The sequence below is a fragment of the Amaricoccus sp. genome (assembly GCF_036846665.1).
Lineage (GTDB): Bacteria > Pseudomonadota > Alphaproteobacteria > Rhodobacterales > Rhodobacteraceae > Amaricoccus.
The window spans coordinates 1-14,172 of record NZ_DAIUBO010000092.1 but is presented as its reverse complement, the minus strand read 5'-3'; the positions used below and the strand labels follow the sequence as shown (position 1 = coordinate 14,172).

The window sequence follows — 14,172 nt, the reverse complement described above, 5'->3', positions numbered from 1 at the left end:
GCCACCCGCGCTGTCGCGCTCGCCGCCATCGACCCCGGCGCGGAGGCGGATGCCGCACCCGCCGCGGACTAGAACGGAACGCAACGGAGACCGAGCAGTGAACAGACCCCACATTCGCGCGTCCGCGATCCTTGCGGCGCTGCTTCTTCAGCCGGTGTTCTGCACCATCCCGGCCCAGAGCTTCGAACTGGTCAAGCCGGCGACGGAACAGGACGTGTCCCTTACGGTCGGAACCGGCCAGCTGATCAAGGTCGACAGCGAGTTTACCAGCCTCTTCGTGGCGAATCCCGAGGTCGCCGATGTCGAGGTGAAATCGCCGCGCCTGCTCTATCTCACCGGGATCGGCGTCGGCGAGACCACGCTCTTCGCCGTCGACGACAACGACGACGTGCTGATGTCGGCCGTCATCAAGGTCACCCACAACAACGCGGCGATCACCGAAGGCTTCCGGCGCGTGGCGCCCGGCCAGAACGTGACGGCGACGACCGTCGACCAGTCCCTGGTCATCACCGGCGCCGTCGACACCCCGCAGCAGGCGGCCGACGTGATGCAGGTGGCGGCGCAGTTCGTCGACGACATCGGCCAGGTGGTCAATCGCATGACCGTCGCGGCGCCGACCCAGGTCAACCTCCAGGTCCGCATCGCCGAGGTCAACCGCAACGTCGACCGGCAGCTCGGCATCCGCTGGGGCGCGATCGGCGTGAGCTCGGACGGCAAGTTCCAGTACGGCTTCGTCGGCGGCGGCAATTCGTCGGTCGGCCCGGACGGCTACGGCGCCAGCGTCAGCTACAGCGCGCCGCGGCTCAATGTCGACGTGCTGCTGCAGGCGCTCTCGGAGGAGGGCATGGTGACCATCCTCGCCGAGCCGAACCTCACGGCGCGCTCCGGCGAGACGGCGAACTTCCTCGCGGGCGGCGAATATCCCTATTCCACCGTCAGCGACAACGGCACCAATGTCGAGTTCAAGGACTACGGCATCGCGCTGAACTTCACGCCGACGGTGATCGACGGCAACCGGATCAGCCTGAAGGTCGCCACCGAGGTCAGCGACCTCAGCTTCGCGAACGAGGCGAGCGTGCCCTCGCTGGTGGCCCGCCGCGCCGAGACGACGGTCGATCTCGCCAGCGGGCAGAGCTTCGCCATCGCCGGGCTGATGCAGAAGAACTCGGCGCAGAACGCCGCCCAGATGCCGGGGCTCGGCAACGTCCCGGTGCTCGGCGCGCTCTTCAAGTCCACCGGCTTCAAGCGCGGACAGACCGAGCTCGTGATCATCGTCACCCCGGTCATCGTCAGCCCGACCACGGCGCGCAAGGTCGCGACCCCGGTCGACAGCTACGTGCCGCCCAACGACTTCGAGCGCATCATGCTCGGCCGTTTCCAGGGCAACCGCGCCAACGTGACCCAGGTGCAGAACCGGATCGGCAAGCGCCGGCTCTACGGGTCGTCCGGCTTCGTGTTCGAGTGACGGGTATCGGGAGGTTGCAGGAGATGTCGAGAACCACATCCACGCGGCGCCCGACGCGGGCGCTCCTCGGCGGGCTCGCCGTCGCGGCGCTGGCCGCGCTGGCCGGCTGCGAAACCGGCACGGTGCCCTATGTCGCCAAGTCGAGCTACAACATCGGTCCCTCCGAGCGCTTCTACGAGCTGAAGTTCCAGGCCGGCGGCGCGGATCTGGCGAGCGGCGAGCTGATCTGGATGCAGGACACGCTCTCCACGCTCGGGCTCCGGGCCGGGGACGACATCTTCGTGCGGCTCGGGATCACCGGCAACGAGACGCTCGACCAGGCGCGGGTCGCCACCGCCGCGGCCGCGGTCGCGGGCACCCCGGCGCGCGTGCAGGTTCTCGGCAGCCCCGCGAGCCCGCTCGGCGCCGGGCGCTTCGACGCGGCGCTGGTGGAGGTCGTGCGCAACGGCCGGTTCCGGGTGATGTGCCCGACCCCGGCGCCCGACACCTGGACGCCGGAGGATGCCGCGGCGGAGCCGCCGACCGGCTGCTCCAACGCGCTCAATCTCGCCAACATGGCGGCCCGGCCCCAGGACCTGATCAATCCGCGCGTGCTCCGCGGCTCGGAGGCCAATGCCGCCGGCGCCGCGGTCGAACGCTACCGGCTCGACCAGATCAAGGAGCCCGATCCGCTCGTCTCGATGATCGGCAACTGAACCGCCATGGCAAACACAGCGACAGCACCCGCCCGCGGCATGGTCTTCGAGGACGATTCCTCGGCCCGTGAGCCCTTCGCCGCCTATCTCACCGACGACGGTTCCCAGTCGGCGGCGACCACCATCGCCGAGCAGCGCAGCTGGTCGACCTCGAGCATCCGCAAGGGCGGCCTCGCCACGGCGCTGCGCCTCCTTGGGGTGGCGCCGCCGCCGCGCTTCATGATCGTCGATGTCGAGGGCCTGCCGATCGAGGAGGTCGAGCAGGGCCTGACCGAGCTCGCCCGGCTCGGCTCGCAGGTGATGGTCCTGGGCAGCGTCAACGACGTGAACTACTTCCGCCGGATCATGCGCACCGGCGCGCGCGACTACCTCGTCAAGCCGATCGACGCCGACATGCTCGGCGAGATCTTCGTGCGCCTCGAGCAATCGAGCGACGGGATCACCGCCCAGGGCAGGGTGGTCGGCTTCCTCGGCTGCCGCGGCGGCGTGGGCACCACGACGCTCGCGATCAACACCGCCTGGATCATGTCCGAGAAGCTGAGCCGCCGGACGGCGCTGGTCGACATGGACATCTATGCCGGCAACATCGCGCTCTCGCTCGACATCGAGCCGACGCGGGGCCTGCGCGAGGCCTTCGACGATCCCGAGCGGGTCGACGAGGTCTTCCTGCAGAACGCCATGGCCAAGGTCGGCCGCGGCCTGCATGTGCTCGCGACGGAGGAGGCCTTCGACGACACCGTCCGCATGAGCGACGACAAGGTCCTCATGCTCGCCGACACGATGCGGGCGAATTTCGACATGTCGGTGCTCGACCTGCCGCGGCATTTCGTGATGCGCGAGCCGGCGCTCTTCTCGCGCTTCGACGACATCGTGATCGTCGCCGAGCTCACGCTGCAATCCCTCCGCGACGCCAACCGCCTGTCCAAATTGCTCCAGACCCGGAACCGGCAGGCGAAGATCCACGTCGTCGCCAACCAGGTGGCGCCGAAGCCCGACGTGACGGCCAAGGAATTCGAGGCCGGCATGGAGTCCAGGCTGCGCTGCGTCTTCGCGATGGATAGCAAGGCGATGGCTGCTGCCAGCCTCAAGGGACGTCCGCTGGTTGCGGCCGATCCCAAGCACAAGATGGTGTCGGACCTGCACAAGTTCTGCATCGAACTCGCCGGCGTGCCGGAGGAGGCCAAGCAGGTCTCGTTCTTCAGGCGCCGGCTCAAGAAGGCCTAAGCGATGATGGACGACGGATTCGAGCGGGGCGGGGTCGCCCCTTCCGAGGGCGCGCTCTCGGTGCTGCGTTCGGCGGCGACCGAGCGCATCCGCCAGGCGCTCGGGGCGGAGGGACTCGCCGCCTCCAATCCGATGCAGCTCGCGGAGATGGCCAACGACGTGCTCGAATCCCTGGTCGCGGCCCGGGACGAGAAGCCGACGATCCTCGAGCAGCGCCAGATGCTGCGCGAGGTGGTCGATGTGCTGAACTCCGAGCGCCTCGCCGCCAACCAGCCCGAGGCCCCCGAGGAGCCCGAGGAGGATCCGCTCGCCGATCCGCTGGCGGAGCCCGAGTCCCGGAACGCGCCGGACGCCAAGAACAAGCGCTCGCTCCAGGTCAAGGCGCAGGTGATGCCGCTCCTGATGCAGCGCATCGACATCTCGGTCGCCTCCTCGCTCGGGCCCGACCAGCTGCGCGCCCAGATCGCGGAGATCGTCGAGGAGATCATCGTCGACCTGCGCATCCAGCTGAACGCGGCCGAGCTGCGCAACATCGTGCGCCTGCTCGTCGACGACATGGTCGGCCTCGGCCCGCTCGAGCCGCTCCTGGCCGACGAGACCGTGACCGACATCATGGTCAACGGCCCGCACCAGGTCTATGTGGAGCGCAAGGGCAAGCTGGAACTCACGGACGTGCAGTTCCGCGACGACCCCCATGTCATCCACGTGGCGACCCGGATCGTGACCGAGGTCGGCCGCCGCGTCGACGAATCGGTGCCGCTGGTCGACGCCCGCCTCAAGGACGGCAGCCGCGTCAACATCATCATCCCGCCGCTCGCCATCGACGGCCCGACCATCGCCATCCGCAAGTTCTCCAAGAAGGAGATCACGCTCGACGTGATGGCGCGCCAGGGCAACATCTCGCCGGACATGGCGACGGTGCTGAAGATCGCCGGCCGCGCGCGGCTCAACATCCTGATCTCCGGCGGCACCGGCTCGGGCAAGACGACGCTGCTCAACGCCATGAGCCGGATGATCGACCACGGCGAGCGCACCATCACCATCGAGGACGCGGCCGAGCTGCAATTGCAGCAGCCCCATGTGGTCCGCCTCGAGACCCGGCCCGCCAATATCGAGGGCGAGGGCGAGATCACCATGCGCCACCTCCTGAAGAATGCGCTGCGCATGCGCCCCGACCGCATCATCGTCGGCGAGATCCGCGGCGAGGAAGCCATCGACATGCTCCAGGCCATGAACACCGGCCACGACGGCTCCATGGGCACGATCCACTCCAACACGCCGCGCGACGCGCTGACGCGCCTCGAGAACATGGTGGCGATGTCGGGCTTCAAGCTGCCGGCCGAGGCGGTGCGCGAGCAGATCCAGTCGGCGGTCCACATGATCGTCCAGATCAGCCGCATGCGCGACGGCAAGCGCCGCATCACCCAGGTGACCGAGATCACCGGCATGGAGGGCGAGGTCGTCACCACCCAGGACCTCTTCAAGTTCGTCTACGAGGGCGAGGGCAACGACGGCAGCCTGCTCGGCCATCACGAATGCAGTCACCTGCGCCCGCATTTCATGCCGCGGGCGGAATATTTCGGGCTGGGAACCCGGCTGATGGAGGCGATGGGATGCCGAGCAACCTGATCTTCGTCGCCGGCATCTTCGTCCTTTCGGTGGCGGTGATCGTCGGGCTGGGCCTCTTCGTGATCTCGGTGGTGCTCGAGGCCCGGCACCGGCACCGCAAGCGCCTCGGCCGGGTGGGGCGCAAGCGCATGTCGGGCAAGCTCGACCTCGACGACGCCCGCATGGCGCTCCTGCGGCACAAGGAGGACACCAGCGTCTTCGTCACCCTGACCGACGCGCTCTCGCGCTTCGTGCCGCTGCTCAACACCACCCGGCTGCGGGCCAACATCAAGCGCGCCGGCATGAAGCTCTCGATCGGCGCCTTCGTCCTCATCTCGCTGATCGTGGCGGGCATCGCCGGGACGATCGCCACGCTGACCACGGATTTCCCGCCGCCGCTCCTCGTCGTCCCGTCGCTCTTCGTCGGCATGTTCCTCGTGGACGCCTTCGTCAAGCTCCGCGGCAACATGGTCGCCAACCGCTTCATGAAGCAGCTGCCCAACGGGCTCGACACCATCATCCGCGGCATCCGGTCCGGCCTCCCGGTCATCGAATGCATCGGGACCGTCGGCCAGGAATACGAGGATCCGCTCGGTGGCTATTTCCTCGCGATCAGCGAGCGGGTCGCGCTCGGCGAGCCGATCGACCAGGCGCTCTGGCGCACCGCGCGGGTGATCGACCGGCCGGAGATGGATTTTCTCGCGATCTCGATCACCATCCAGATGGAGACCGGCGGCAGCCTCGCCGAGGCGCTCGGCAACCTCGCCGATCTCCTGCGCCAGCGCGAGCGCATGAAGCTGAAGATCAAGGCGATCTCCTCCGAGGCCAAGGCCTCGGCGATGATCATCGGCGCGCTGCCCTTCGTCATGCTCGGCCTGCTCACCCTGATGAGCCCCGACTACGTGATGCCGCTCTTCACCGATCCGCGGGGTCAGAACATGCTGATGATCGGGATGGGCAGCATCAGTGTGGGCGCCTTCGTGATGTGGCGCATGACCCAGTTCGAGATCTAGGAGGGCAGGGCCGATGGAGCTTCATCCGGCAGTCGTCATCGTCCTGGCCGCGGGCCTCTCGGGCGTGCTTCTCCTCTCGGCCGTCGGCATGATGCTCTTCGACCGCCGCGCCCGCCAGCAGCGGGTGCAATCGGCGGTCGGACGGCGCAGCGGGCGGGCCGCCGGCGCTTCCGGGCCGTCGCGCAACTCCATGTGGCAGCAGGGCGCAGTCAACTTCATGCGCTTCTCGACCAAGCGCTTCTCGATCATGAAGGATCGCCAGAGCCGGGAGAAGAAGCTCATGCTGGTCAGCGCGGGCTATCGGTCGCGCGACGCCATTGTCATCTACACCTTCTTCAAGCTGGTCGCGCCGATCGTCTTCCTCGCGGCGGCGGCGCTCTATGTCTACGGGCTCGACCCGATCGGCCGCGGTCCGGCCTTCGACGCCGGGGCGATCGTGCTGGCAGCCCTCCTCGGCAGCAAGCTGCCCGACATCATCGTCAAGAACGGAAGGCAGAAGCGGCTCGAGAGCATCCGCAAGTCGCTGCCCGACGCGCTCGACATGCTGGTGATCTGCGCCGAGGCGGGCCTGGCCTCCGATGCCGCGCTCAAGCGCGTCGTGACCGAGACGAGCCGCAAGTCCTCGGTGCTCGGCGAGGAGCTGAACCAGACCGCGCTCGAGCTGAGCTTCATGCCCGAACGCCGCCAGGCGCTCGAGAATCTCGCCGACCGCGCGCCGCTGCCTTCGGTCGCCGCCTTCGTCAACACCATGATCCAGGCCGAGAAATACGGCACACCGCTCGCCCGCGCCTTCAAGGTGCTGAGCCAGGAGCAGCGCACCGAGCGCATGCTGCGGGCCGAGGAGAAGGCGGGCCGGCTGCCGGCGACCATGACCGTGCCGATGATGCTCTTCATCCTGCCCGCACTCTTCATCGTGCTGATCGGCCCGGCGATCCTCGACATCATGGACAATTTCATCGGGATGAACCAGTAGCCGGCCGCGCGGCGGCGCCGGCGCGGGGCCTTCTTCCGAAGGCCCCCGTCGATGCTACTGCACGTTCCCGATCGGTTTGCCCTGCCGGAGCAGGGCGCGCAGCTCCCGGTAATAGGCGAGGTTGCTCTGGACCTGCTGCGGGCTCAGGTCCCGCGACAGGGTCGCCGCCGCCTCGCGGTCCTTGCCCGCGAGGCCGTAGACCAGCGCGAGATTGCCCCGGGTGCGCGCCGAGGAGGCATTGTCGCGGGAGAGCTCGCTGAGGATCCGGATCCCCTCGTCGGTCTGGCCCGAGAGCCCGAGCGACAGGCCGAGATTGCTGAGCAGGGCGAAATCCGTCGGATTGCGCGCCAGCCCCTCGCGATAGACCGCCTGCGCCTCCTTGTGCCGGCTGAGCCGGTCGAGGGCGATTCCCCGCGCCGTGGTGATCTGGATGTTCCTGGGCGCGCGCTTCGAGGCGACCTCCAGATTGGTCAGCGCCGCCTGCGGCTTGCCGCCGGCGAGCTGGGTGCGCGACAGTTCCAGCAGGATCTCGGGATTGCGCGGCTTGCGCAGATTGGCCTCGAGCAGCGCCTGCTCGGCGCGCGAGAACTGCCCCAGCCCGGTATAGCTCCGCCCCAGCCCCACCAGCGGATCGACCGAGCGCGGATTGGCGTCGAAGGCCTGCTGGTAGAGATTGGCGGCCGTGCCGTAATCGCCGGCGCTCATCGCCTTCTCGGCGAGGCTCATCGAGGATCCCGAGCCGCCGATGCCGGTGCCCGGCCCCCCGGAGCAGGCGGTGAGGAAGGTCGCCGCGGCGAGTGCCGCCAGAAGTGGACTTCTTCCCCGTGCTGATGTCGCGCCCATGGCCTGTCCTGTCCGGTTGGTGTGCGACCACCAGATATTGATCCGAATGGTTACCAAATCCTTGTCGCGCCGGGGCGGGGCGGGCGATCGCGCGCCGCGGGGCGGGCGGTTACGGAAAAGAAACCCTTGGCCGGCAAGCTCGCGCCCTGCGGGCGTCTTCGCCCCGGTCACGAAAGGCGCGACATCCATGGCGTATCTCATCCCGGCCGTCGCCATCGCGCTCTTCGCCGGCGCCGCGGTCGACGACATCGCCCATCGCCGAATCGCCAATGCCTTCGTGCTCGGGCTTGGCCTGCTCGCGCTCCTGCGGCTGGTCTTCGGGGCCTCCTTCGGCGCGGCGACGGGAACGCCGATCCTCGATCTTGCGGTGGCCTTCGCGGTCTTCGCCGCCGGGGCGGCGCTCTTCCATTTCGGGCTCTTCGGCGGCGGCGACGTCAAGCTGCTCGCGGCCGGCGCGCTCTGGATCGGCGCCGCTTCGGCCGGCAGCTATCTCTTCGCCACCGCGCTCGCCGGCGGGCTGCTCGCCATGGGCTTTCTCACCTGGACCTTCGTGGCGAATGCCGTCGGCGGCGGCGGCCGGCGGCCCTCGCTGCCCTATGGCGTGGCGATCTCGGCCGGCGGCATCCTGGTGACGGCCGGCCTGGTCTGAAGGCGCCGCGCGCTCAGGCCGCTTCGGGGACGAAGCGGATCCCCATCCGCTCGACCGCGCGGTAGCGCACCTCGGCCTGCCGGCTCGGCCCGTTCTCGATGCGCAGCTCGAAGCGCCGGGGCAGCGCCAGCCAGTTGTCGAGCCTCAGCTGCGCCCCCTCCTCCGAGAGGTCGAGCAGCACGCAGTCGATGGCGGTATGGCCGCTGCGAAAGACGATCTGTCCGCGTCGCAGCACGCGGGAGCGCGGGGAGTTTCGGCGTTCGCTGGACATGGCGCGTATTTCCGTTCCTGAACCTGGTCTGCTTCCTTGCCCCGCCAGTCTACGCCCGCGGGAGGGCAGGGCAAAATCCCTTCTTATCCATTGGTTAACTTAAGATTTGTGAACCATTCTATGCATATTCGGCCGAGAATCCCGGCCCGGGTTCATCACTTGTTTCCCATCCCCGAGCAGATTGGCCGGGAGGAATTCGGAGGCCCGGCGTCTCCGGGGCCGCGATCCGGCCTCCCGGGACCGCCCGCCGGCGCCTCCGGTATTGGGGATGCAAGCCATGGCCGCGAGTTTCATCCATCGACTGCGCAGACATCTCGCAGATCTCGGGCGCGACCGGCGCGGCGCGGCGGCGATATTGCTCGCGCTCGCCGTGGTGCCGATCTTCGCCTCGGTCGGATTGGCGGTCGATTCGTCGATGGGCTACGTCCTGCGCAGCCGCATGTCGAAGGCGCTCGATACCGCCGGCCTCGCCGCGGGGCGTCTCGCGCTCAACGCCAATGCCGAGGATATCGCGCGGCAGTATTTCGACGCGAATTTCGAGGCCTCCGGCGGGTCGGTCGAGCTGACGAGCTTCACCTTCGAGCTCGCCCCGGACCGCAAGTTCGTGACCCTGTCCGCCGAGGCGACCGCGCCGACCATCTTCATGCGCGTCTTCGGCCGGGACACGATGACGGTCAGCTCGCGCACGGTGATCCGGCGGCAGACCACCGGCATGGAGCTGGCGCTGGTGCTCGACAATACCGGCTCGATGTGGGGCACCGCCTTCGACACCATGCAGCAGGCGGCCTTCGACCTGGTCGACATCCTCTACGGCGAGGACACCGAGGTCGACAACCTCTGGGTCAGCCTCGTGCCCTATACCGCCACCGTGAACATCGGCAGCGGGCACTCCGGCTGGCTCGCCGCCGGAGACCGGGTGAACACGAGCCCCGGCGATTTTTCGACGGCGGGCTGGAAGGGCTGCGTCGAGGCGCGGGCGACGCCGCTCGACAGCGACGACACCCCGCCCTCCGGTGGCGCCTTCACCTCGTATTTCTACGCCTCAACCACGCGGACCCAGGACAACAACTGGCCCGCGATCCTGCCCGAGCTCTGGCGCCGCAACGACGGGCGTGGCCCGAACCTCGGCTGCGGTCCGGCGATCACCTCGCTCACCCCGTCGCGGGCGACCATCGACGCGGCCATCGGCAATATGGGCGCCTGGCACCGCGGCGGCACCACCGGCAACCTCGGCCTCTCCTGGGGCTGGCGCACCATCTCGCCGCGCTGGCGCGGGCTCTGGGGCGGCGAGACCCCCGCGACCCATCCGCTCGACTACGGCACGCCCTTCATGGACAAGGTGGTCGTCATCCTCACCGATGGCCAGAACCAGTTCTACGACCACGATTCCGGCGCCCTGCCGCGCTCGGACTACACCGCCTATGGGCGGCTGGAGGCGCTCGGCGTGACGACGCTCTCCCAGGGCCGGGCCATTCTCGACGGCCGCATGGCCGCGACCTGCGCCGCGATGAAGGCCGAAGGCATCCGGATCTACTCGATCACCTTCGGGGCCTCGCCCGACCCCACGGCCCAGGCGCTCTTCCGCAATTGCGCGAGCACGCCGGCGATGTATCGCCACGCCCCGACCAACGCGGATCTGTCCGACGCCTTCACGGCGATCGGGGGCGAGCTCGCCAATCTGCGCATCGTGGAGTGATCCGATGAGAGGGCGCATACCGATGATGATCCAGACACTCCGGCGGCTCCGCCGCGACCGGGGCGGCGCCACGATCGTGGAATTCGCGGCGATCTTCCCGGTCTTCATCCTCGCGGTCTTCGGGATCATCGAGACGGCCGTCGCGCTCTTCGTCAGTTCCAGCATCGAGGCCGCGGTGCTCGAGGCCTCGCGCTTCGGCGCCACCGGCAGCCTGCCGCCGGGCGTGAGCCGCGAGGACCGGGTGCTCGAGATCGTGGGCGACAAGACCTACGGGCTGGTCGACATGGACCAGGCCGACATCCAGACCCTGGTCTATGCGAGCTTCGACGACATCGGACAGCCCGAGCCCTTCGAGGACGACAACCTCAATACCGTCTACGACGATCCCGAGCCCTTCACCGACGTGAACGGCAACGGTGTCTGGGACGCCGACATGGGCGCCGCCGGGCTCGGCGGGCCGAGCGACGTGGTGGTCTACCGGGTCAGCTACGACTGGGGCGTGATGACGCCGCTGATCCGCGGCGTGCTCGGCGACAGCCTCCGGCACGTCTCCAGCGTCGCCGTGCGCAACGAGCCGTTCTGAGGGGAGGCGGGGATGCGACGCAGCTTTCGGCGGATCTGGCGGAACACCCGGGGCGTGACCTCGCTCGAATTCGCGCTGATCCTGCCGGTCATCGCGATCCTCGCCGCGGGAACCGTCGAATTCGGCCGGCTGGTCATCCTGACCCAGAAGCTGCAGAACGGCACCTTCATCCTCGCCGACCTGGCGGCGCGCGACAAGACGCTGAGCGTGGGCCAGCTCGACAGCATCTTCCTCGCGCTCGACAACATCGTCCAGCCCTTCGCATTCGATGCGGAGGGGACCGCGATCGTGACCGGGATCCGCGTCGACAGCGCGGGCGATCCGGTGATCAGCTGGCAGCGCAGCGGCGCGGGAACCCTCGTGGCGGCGAGCGAGATCGGCGCGCCGGGCGAGGTCGCGGCCCTTCCTGCGACCCTCGCGACGACCGAAGGCGAGACGATCATCGTCTCCGAGGTCTTCTACGATTTCGAGCCGATCTTCGGCCTCACGGCGAGCCCGGGCGTCTTCCGCAAGGTCGCCTATGTCAAGCCGCGCCTCGGCACGCTCGAGACCCTGCTGCCCTGACGCGCCCGGTCAGACGCCCTCGGACGAGCGCGCCCAGAGGTTGATGTTCTCCTCGTTGGCATGGGCGTCGATCTCGCTCAGCTCCGCCGCGGTGAAGTCGAGATTGCCGACGGCCCCGGCGCAATCGAGCACCTGCTCCGGCTTCGAGGCGCCGATCAGCGCGGTGGTGATCCCCTCGTCGCGCAGCACCCAGGCGAGCGCCATCTGCGCCAGCGTCTGGCCGCGGCGCTCGGCGATGGCGTTGAGGGCGCGGATGCTCTCGATCGTGTGCTCGTTGAGGAATTCCTTGCGCAGGCTCTTGCCCTGGGTGGCGCGGCTGCCCTCCGGGATGCCCTTGAGATACTTGGCCGTCAGCATGCCCTGCGCCAGCGGCGTGAAGGCGATGGAGCCGACGCCCAGTTCCTTCAGCGTCGCCTTGAGCCCGTCGCGCTCCAGCCAGCGGTTGAACATGTTGTAGCTCGGCTGGTGGATCACCAGGGGCGTGCCGAGATCCTTCAGGATCGCCGCGGCTTCCCGGGTCCGCTCGGAATTGTAGGAGGAGATCCCGGCATAGAGCGCACGCCCCGAGCGCACGATGGCGTCGAGCGCGCCCATGGTTTCCTCGAGCGGCGTGTCGGGGTCGAAGCGGTGCGAATAGAAGATGTCGACGTAGTCGAGGCCGAGCCGCTTCAGCGAGGCGTCGCAGGAGGCGATCAGATACTTGCGGCTGCCCCATTCGCCGTAGGGACCGGGCCACATCAGATAGCCCGCCTTGGAGGAGACGATCAGCTCGTCGCGGTAGCCGGCGAGATCGGTCCGCAGGATCTCCCCGAAGGCCTCCTCGGCGGAACCCGGCGGCGGCCCGTAATTGTTGGCGAGATCGAAATGCGTGATGCCGCGGTCGAAGGCCGCGCGGCAGATCGCGCGCTTGGTCTGGTGCGGCGTGTCATGGCCGAAATTGTGCCAGAGCCCCAGCGAGATCGCGGGCAGCCTCAGACCGGTCGCGCCGCAGCGGCGATAGACCATGGAATCGTAGCGATCTTCGGCCGGTACATAGGTCATGCGCCCATCTCCCACATGTCGCGGCATCAAGCCAGCAGCGCCCGCGCCGCCTCCGGGCCGAACGGCTCCGGCCGGGTGCAGGTCGTCTGCAGCTCGACGAAGGTCCCGGTCTCGCCGGACTTCAGGATCGCGGTCATCACGTCCACGCCGTGCAGCGCGCGGTCGAGCGAGCAGCGCATCTCCCGGCCCTGCAGGATCGCCTGCGCCATGTCCGCGAGGCCGGCGCTGCGGTAGTTCGCCATCATCCCCTCCGGGTGCCGGTCGTTCGGCACGCCCAAGGGATGGCCCGATTCGGCGACGGGCGCAATCACGCCGTCGCGGCCGGCCATCTCCAGCCTCCCGCCGAAGAAGTTCGGATCGGGCAGGAAGAGCGAGCCCTCGGTGCCGTAGATCTCCATGTTCCGGTGGTGATGCGCCCAGACGTCCCAGCTCGCCGAGACCGTGACGGTGGCGCCGCTCGCGAAGTCGAGCAGGGCGTGGATGTTGGTGGGCGTCCTGACCGCGATCGTCTCGCCCCGGCGCGGCCCCTCGGTCAGGATCGTCCGGGTCGGGCTCGCCGAGGTCGCCAGCGCCGCCACCCGCCGGACCGGCCCGATCAGATTGACCAGATTGGCGATGTAATAGGGCCCGAGGTCGAGCATCGGCCCCGCCCCGGGCAGGAAGAAGAAATCCGGGTTCGGGTGCCAGTGCTCCATGCCATGGGACATGACATGGGCGCTGCCGGCGGTGATCGCGCCGATGGCGCCCTCGTCGATCAGCCGGCGGGCCAGCTGATGCGCGCCGCCGAGGAACGTATCGGGCGCGCAGCCGACCCGCCGCCCGGCCTTCGCCGCCAGCGCGCGCAGCTCCAGCCCCTGCGCCACCGAAAGCACCAGGGGCTTTTCCGAATAGACATGCTTGCCGGCCTCCAGCGCCTGCCGGGTGATCGCGAAATGCGCCTCCGGGACCGTCAGGTTGATGACGAGGTCGATGTCCCCGTTGCCGAGCATGGCCTCGAAGCTCTGCGCCTCGACCTTGAATTCCTTCGCGCGCGCCGCCGCGGCGGCGGGAAGGAGATCGGCGCAGGCGCGCAGCTCCAGCCCCCTGAAGAGCGGCGCGAGGGTGAAATAGGTCTTCGAGATATTGCCGCAGCCGACGATGCCGATCCCGAGCGTGTCGCCCATGCGCCCCGCTCCCGCTCAGAAGGCCCGCGCCGCGGTCAGCGAGCGCTCCGCGAAGCGCCCGGGGTCGCGGGGATTGTCGTGCTCGATCACGAAATGCCGCGCCCTGGTCGCGCGCAGCGCGGTCATCAGCCCCGGCCAGTCGAGGATCCCGTAGCCCACGTCGGCCCAGCCGTCCTCGCCGGTGTTCTGGCCGGCGGGCGCGATGTCCTTGACATGCACCGCGGTGATGCGATCGGCGAAGCGGGCGATCCAGTGGAAGGGATCGGCGCCCGATCTGGCGAGCCAGGCGATGTCCGCCTGCCATTCCAGTTCCGGCGCGCCGGCGAAGATCGCCTCGAGCGGGATCGCCCCGTCCTTCAGCGCGATGAACTCGAGGTCGTGGTT

14 protein-coding genes and 1 pseudogene are annotated in these 14,172 nt (G+C 68.7%); 10 read left to right on the top strand and 5 right to left on the bottom strand.

The genetic code is table 11. The features are described from left to right. Positions 1–97: 97 nt before the first annotated feature. From V7050_RS10700 to V7050_RS10675, 6 genes are read left to right on the top strand one after another with little or no spacing between them, the layout of a single operon-like run. Entirely contained in the window at positions 98–1,465 is a 1,368-nt protein-coding gene (locus V7050_RS10700; protein ID WP_324365743.1) for a type II and III secretion system protein family protein, read from the top strand. Between the two features lie 23 nt (positions 1,466–1,488). Continuing rightward, positions 1,489–2,160, top strand: a complete 672-nt coding sequence (locus tag V7050_RS10695; protein ID WP_324365745.1) for a CpaD family pilus assembly lipoprotein — start codon at positions 1,489–1,491, stop codon at positions 2,158–2,160. 6 nt (positions 2,161–2,166) lie between these two features. After that, a complete protein-coding gene (locus tag V7050_RS10690) occupies positions 2,167–3,384 on the top strand; it encodes a hypothetical protein (RefSeq protein ID WP_324365747.1) in 1,218 nt (405 codons plus the stop codon). Positions 3,385–3,387: 3 nt separating this feature from the next. Beyond that, positions 3,388–5,013: a CpaF family protein gene (locus V7050_RS10685; RefSeq protein ID WP_324365749.1), complete on the top strand. Its 1,626-nt coding sequence runs from the start codon at positions 3,388–3,390 to the stop codon at positions 5,011–5,013. After that, complete coding sequence (locus tag V7050_RS10680) at positions 4,998–6,005, top strand: type II secretion system F family protein (RefSeq protein WP_324365751.1); 1,008 nt, start codon at positions 4,998–5,000, stop codon at positions 6,003–6,005. The genes V7050_RS10685 and V7050_RS10680 overlap by 16 nt, the downstream gene beginning before the upstream one ends. 13 nt (positions 6,006–6,018) lie before the next feature. Further along, positions 6,019–6,978: a type II secretion system F family protein gene (locus tag V7050_RS10675; RefSeq protein WP_324365752.1), complete on the top strand. Its 960-nt coding sequence runs from the start codon at positions 6,019–6,021 to the stop codon at positions 6,976–6,978. Positions 6,979–7,032: 54 nt separating this feature from the next. Here the strand turns inward: V7050_RS10675 and V7050_RS10670 are convergent, their stop codons facing one another. Then, positions 7,033–7,821, bottom strand: coding sequence for a tetratricopeptide repeat protein (locus tag V7050_RS10670; RefSeq protein ID WP_324365754.1), 789 nt, complete (start codon positions 7,819–7,821; stop codon positions 7,033–7,035). Positions 7,822–8,008: 187 nt separating this feature from the next. Between V7050_RS10670 and V7050_RS10665 the strand changes: the two genes are divergently transcribed. Then, a complete protein-coding gene (locus V7050_RS10665) occupies positions 8,009–8,470 on the top strand; it encodes a prepilin peptidase (RefSeq protein WP_324365756.1) in 462 nt (153 codons plus the stop codon). Positions 8,471–8,483: 13 nt separating this feature from the next. Here V7050_RS10665 and V7050_RS10660 read toward each other — a convergent pair whose 3' ends face one another. Then, the gene (locus V7050_RS10660; protein ID WP_324365758.1) at positions 8,484–8,741 is read right to left on the bottom strand and encodes a PilZ domain-containing protein; all 258 of its coding nucleotides are present in this window, start codon (positions 8,739–8,741) and stop codon (positions 8,484–8,486) included. Positions 8,742–9,018: 277 nt separating this feature from the next. On the opposite strand from V7050_RS10660, the gene V7050_RS10655 reads away from it, so the two are divergent. From V7050_RS10655 to V7050_RS10645, 3 genes are read left to right on the top strand one after another with little or no spacing between them, the layout of a single operon-like run. After that, positions 9,019–10,437: a pilus assembly protein TadG-related protein gene (locus tag V7050_RS10655; RefSeq protein WP_324365760.1), complete on the top strand. Its 1,419-nt coding sequence runs from the start codon at positions 9,019–9,021 to the stop codon at positions 10,435–10,437. A 4-nt stretch (positions 10,438–10,441) separates the two neighbouring features. Then, positions 10,442–11,020: a TadE/TadG family type IV pilus assembly protein gene (locus V7050_RS10650; RefSeq protein ID WP_324365762.1), complete on the top strand. Its 579-nt coding sequence runs from the start codon at positions 10,442–10,444 to the stop codon at positions 11,018–11,020. Positions 11,021–11,032: 12 nt separating this feature from the next. Then, entirely contained in the window at positions 11,033–11,584 is a 552-nt protein-coding gene (locus V7050_RS10645; protein WP_324365764.1) for a TadE/TadG family type IV pilus assembly protein, read from the top strand. A gap of 9 nt (positions 11,585–11,593) precedes the next feature. Here the strand turns inward: V7050_RS10645 and mgrA are convergent, their stop codons facing one another. From mgrA to V7050_RS10630, 3 genes and pseudogenes are all read right to left on the bottom strand, one after another. Continuing rightward, a complete protein-coding gene (gene mgrA, locus V7050_RS10640) occupies positions 11,594–12,625 on the bottom strand; it encodes an L-glyceraldehyde 3-phosphate reductase (protein ID WP_324365766.1) in 1,032 nt (343 codons plus the stop codon). A gap of 26 nt (positions 12,626–12,651) precedes the next feature. After that, on the bottom strand, positions 12,652–13,788 hold the full coding sequence (locus V7050_RS10635; RefSeq protein ID WP_324374258.1) for a Gfo/Idh/MocA family protein: 1,137 nt from the start codon (positions 13,786–13,788) through the stop codon (positions 12,652–12,654). A 15-nt stretch (positions 13,789–13,803) separates the two neighbouring features. Continuing rightward, positions 13,804–14,172 (bottom strand): annotated as a pseudogene (locus V7050_RS10630) (sugar phosphate isomerase/epimerase); the annotation flags it as partial.

Bases quoted from the DNA above. Each gene is read 5' to 3' on its own strand.
- mgrA (WP_324365766.1), bottom strand. From the start codon at position 12,625: ATGACCTATGTACCGGCCGAAGATCGCTACGATTCCATGGTCTATCGC.
- V7050_RS10650 (WP_324365762.1), top strand. From the start codon at position 10,442: ATGAGAGGGCGCATACCGATGATGATCCAGACACTCCGGCGGCTCCGC.
- V7050_RS10695 (WP_324365745.1), top strand. From the start codon at position 1,489: ATGTCGAGAACCACATCCACGCGGCGCCCGACGCGGGCGCTCCTCGGC.
- V7050_RS10685 (WP_324365749.1), top strand. From the start codon at position 3,388: ATGATGGACGACGGATTCGAGCGGGGCGGGGTCGCCCCTTCCGAGGGC.
- V7050_RS10635 (WP_324374258.1), bottom strand. From the start codon at position 13,788: ATGGGCGACACGCTCGGGATCGGCATCGTCGGCTGCGGCAATATCTCG.
- V7050_RS10665 (WP_324365756.1), top strand. From the start codon at position 8,009: ATGGCGTATCTCATCCCGGCCGTCGCCATCGCGCTCTTCGCCGGCGCC.
- V7050_RS10655 (WP_324365760.1), top strand. From the start codon at position 9,019: ATGGCCGCGAGTTTCATCCATCGACTGCGCAGACATCTCGCAGATCTC.
- V7050_RS10670 (WP_324365754.1), bottom strand. From the start codon at position 7,821: ATGGGCGCGACATCAGCACGGGGAAGAAGTCCACTTCTGGCGGCACTC.
- V7050_RS10675 (WP_324365752.1), top strand. From the start codon at position 6,019: ATGGAGCTTCATCCGGCAGTCGTCATCGTCCTGGCCGCGGGCCTCTCG.
- V7050_RS10645 (WP_324365764.1), top strand. From the start codon at position 11,033: ATGCGACGCAGCTTTCGGCGGATCTGGCGGAACACCCGGGGCGTGACC.
- V7050_RS10680 (WP_324365751.1), top strand. From the start codon at position 4,998: ATGCCGAGCAACCTGATCTTCGTCGCCGGCATCTTCGTCCTTTCGGTG.
- V7050_RS10660 (WP_324365758.1), bottom strand. From the start codon at position 8,741: ATGTCCAGCGAACGCCGAAACTCCCCGCGCTCCCGCGTGCTGCGACGC.
- V7050_RS10690 (WP_324365747.1), top strand. From the start codon at position 2,167: ATGGCAAACACAGCGACAGCACCCGCCCGCGGCATGGTCTTCGAGGAC.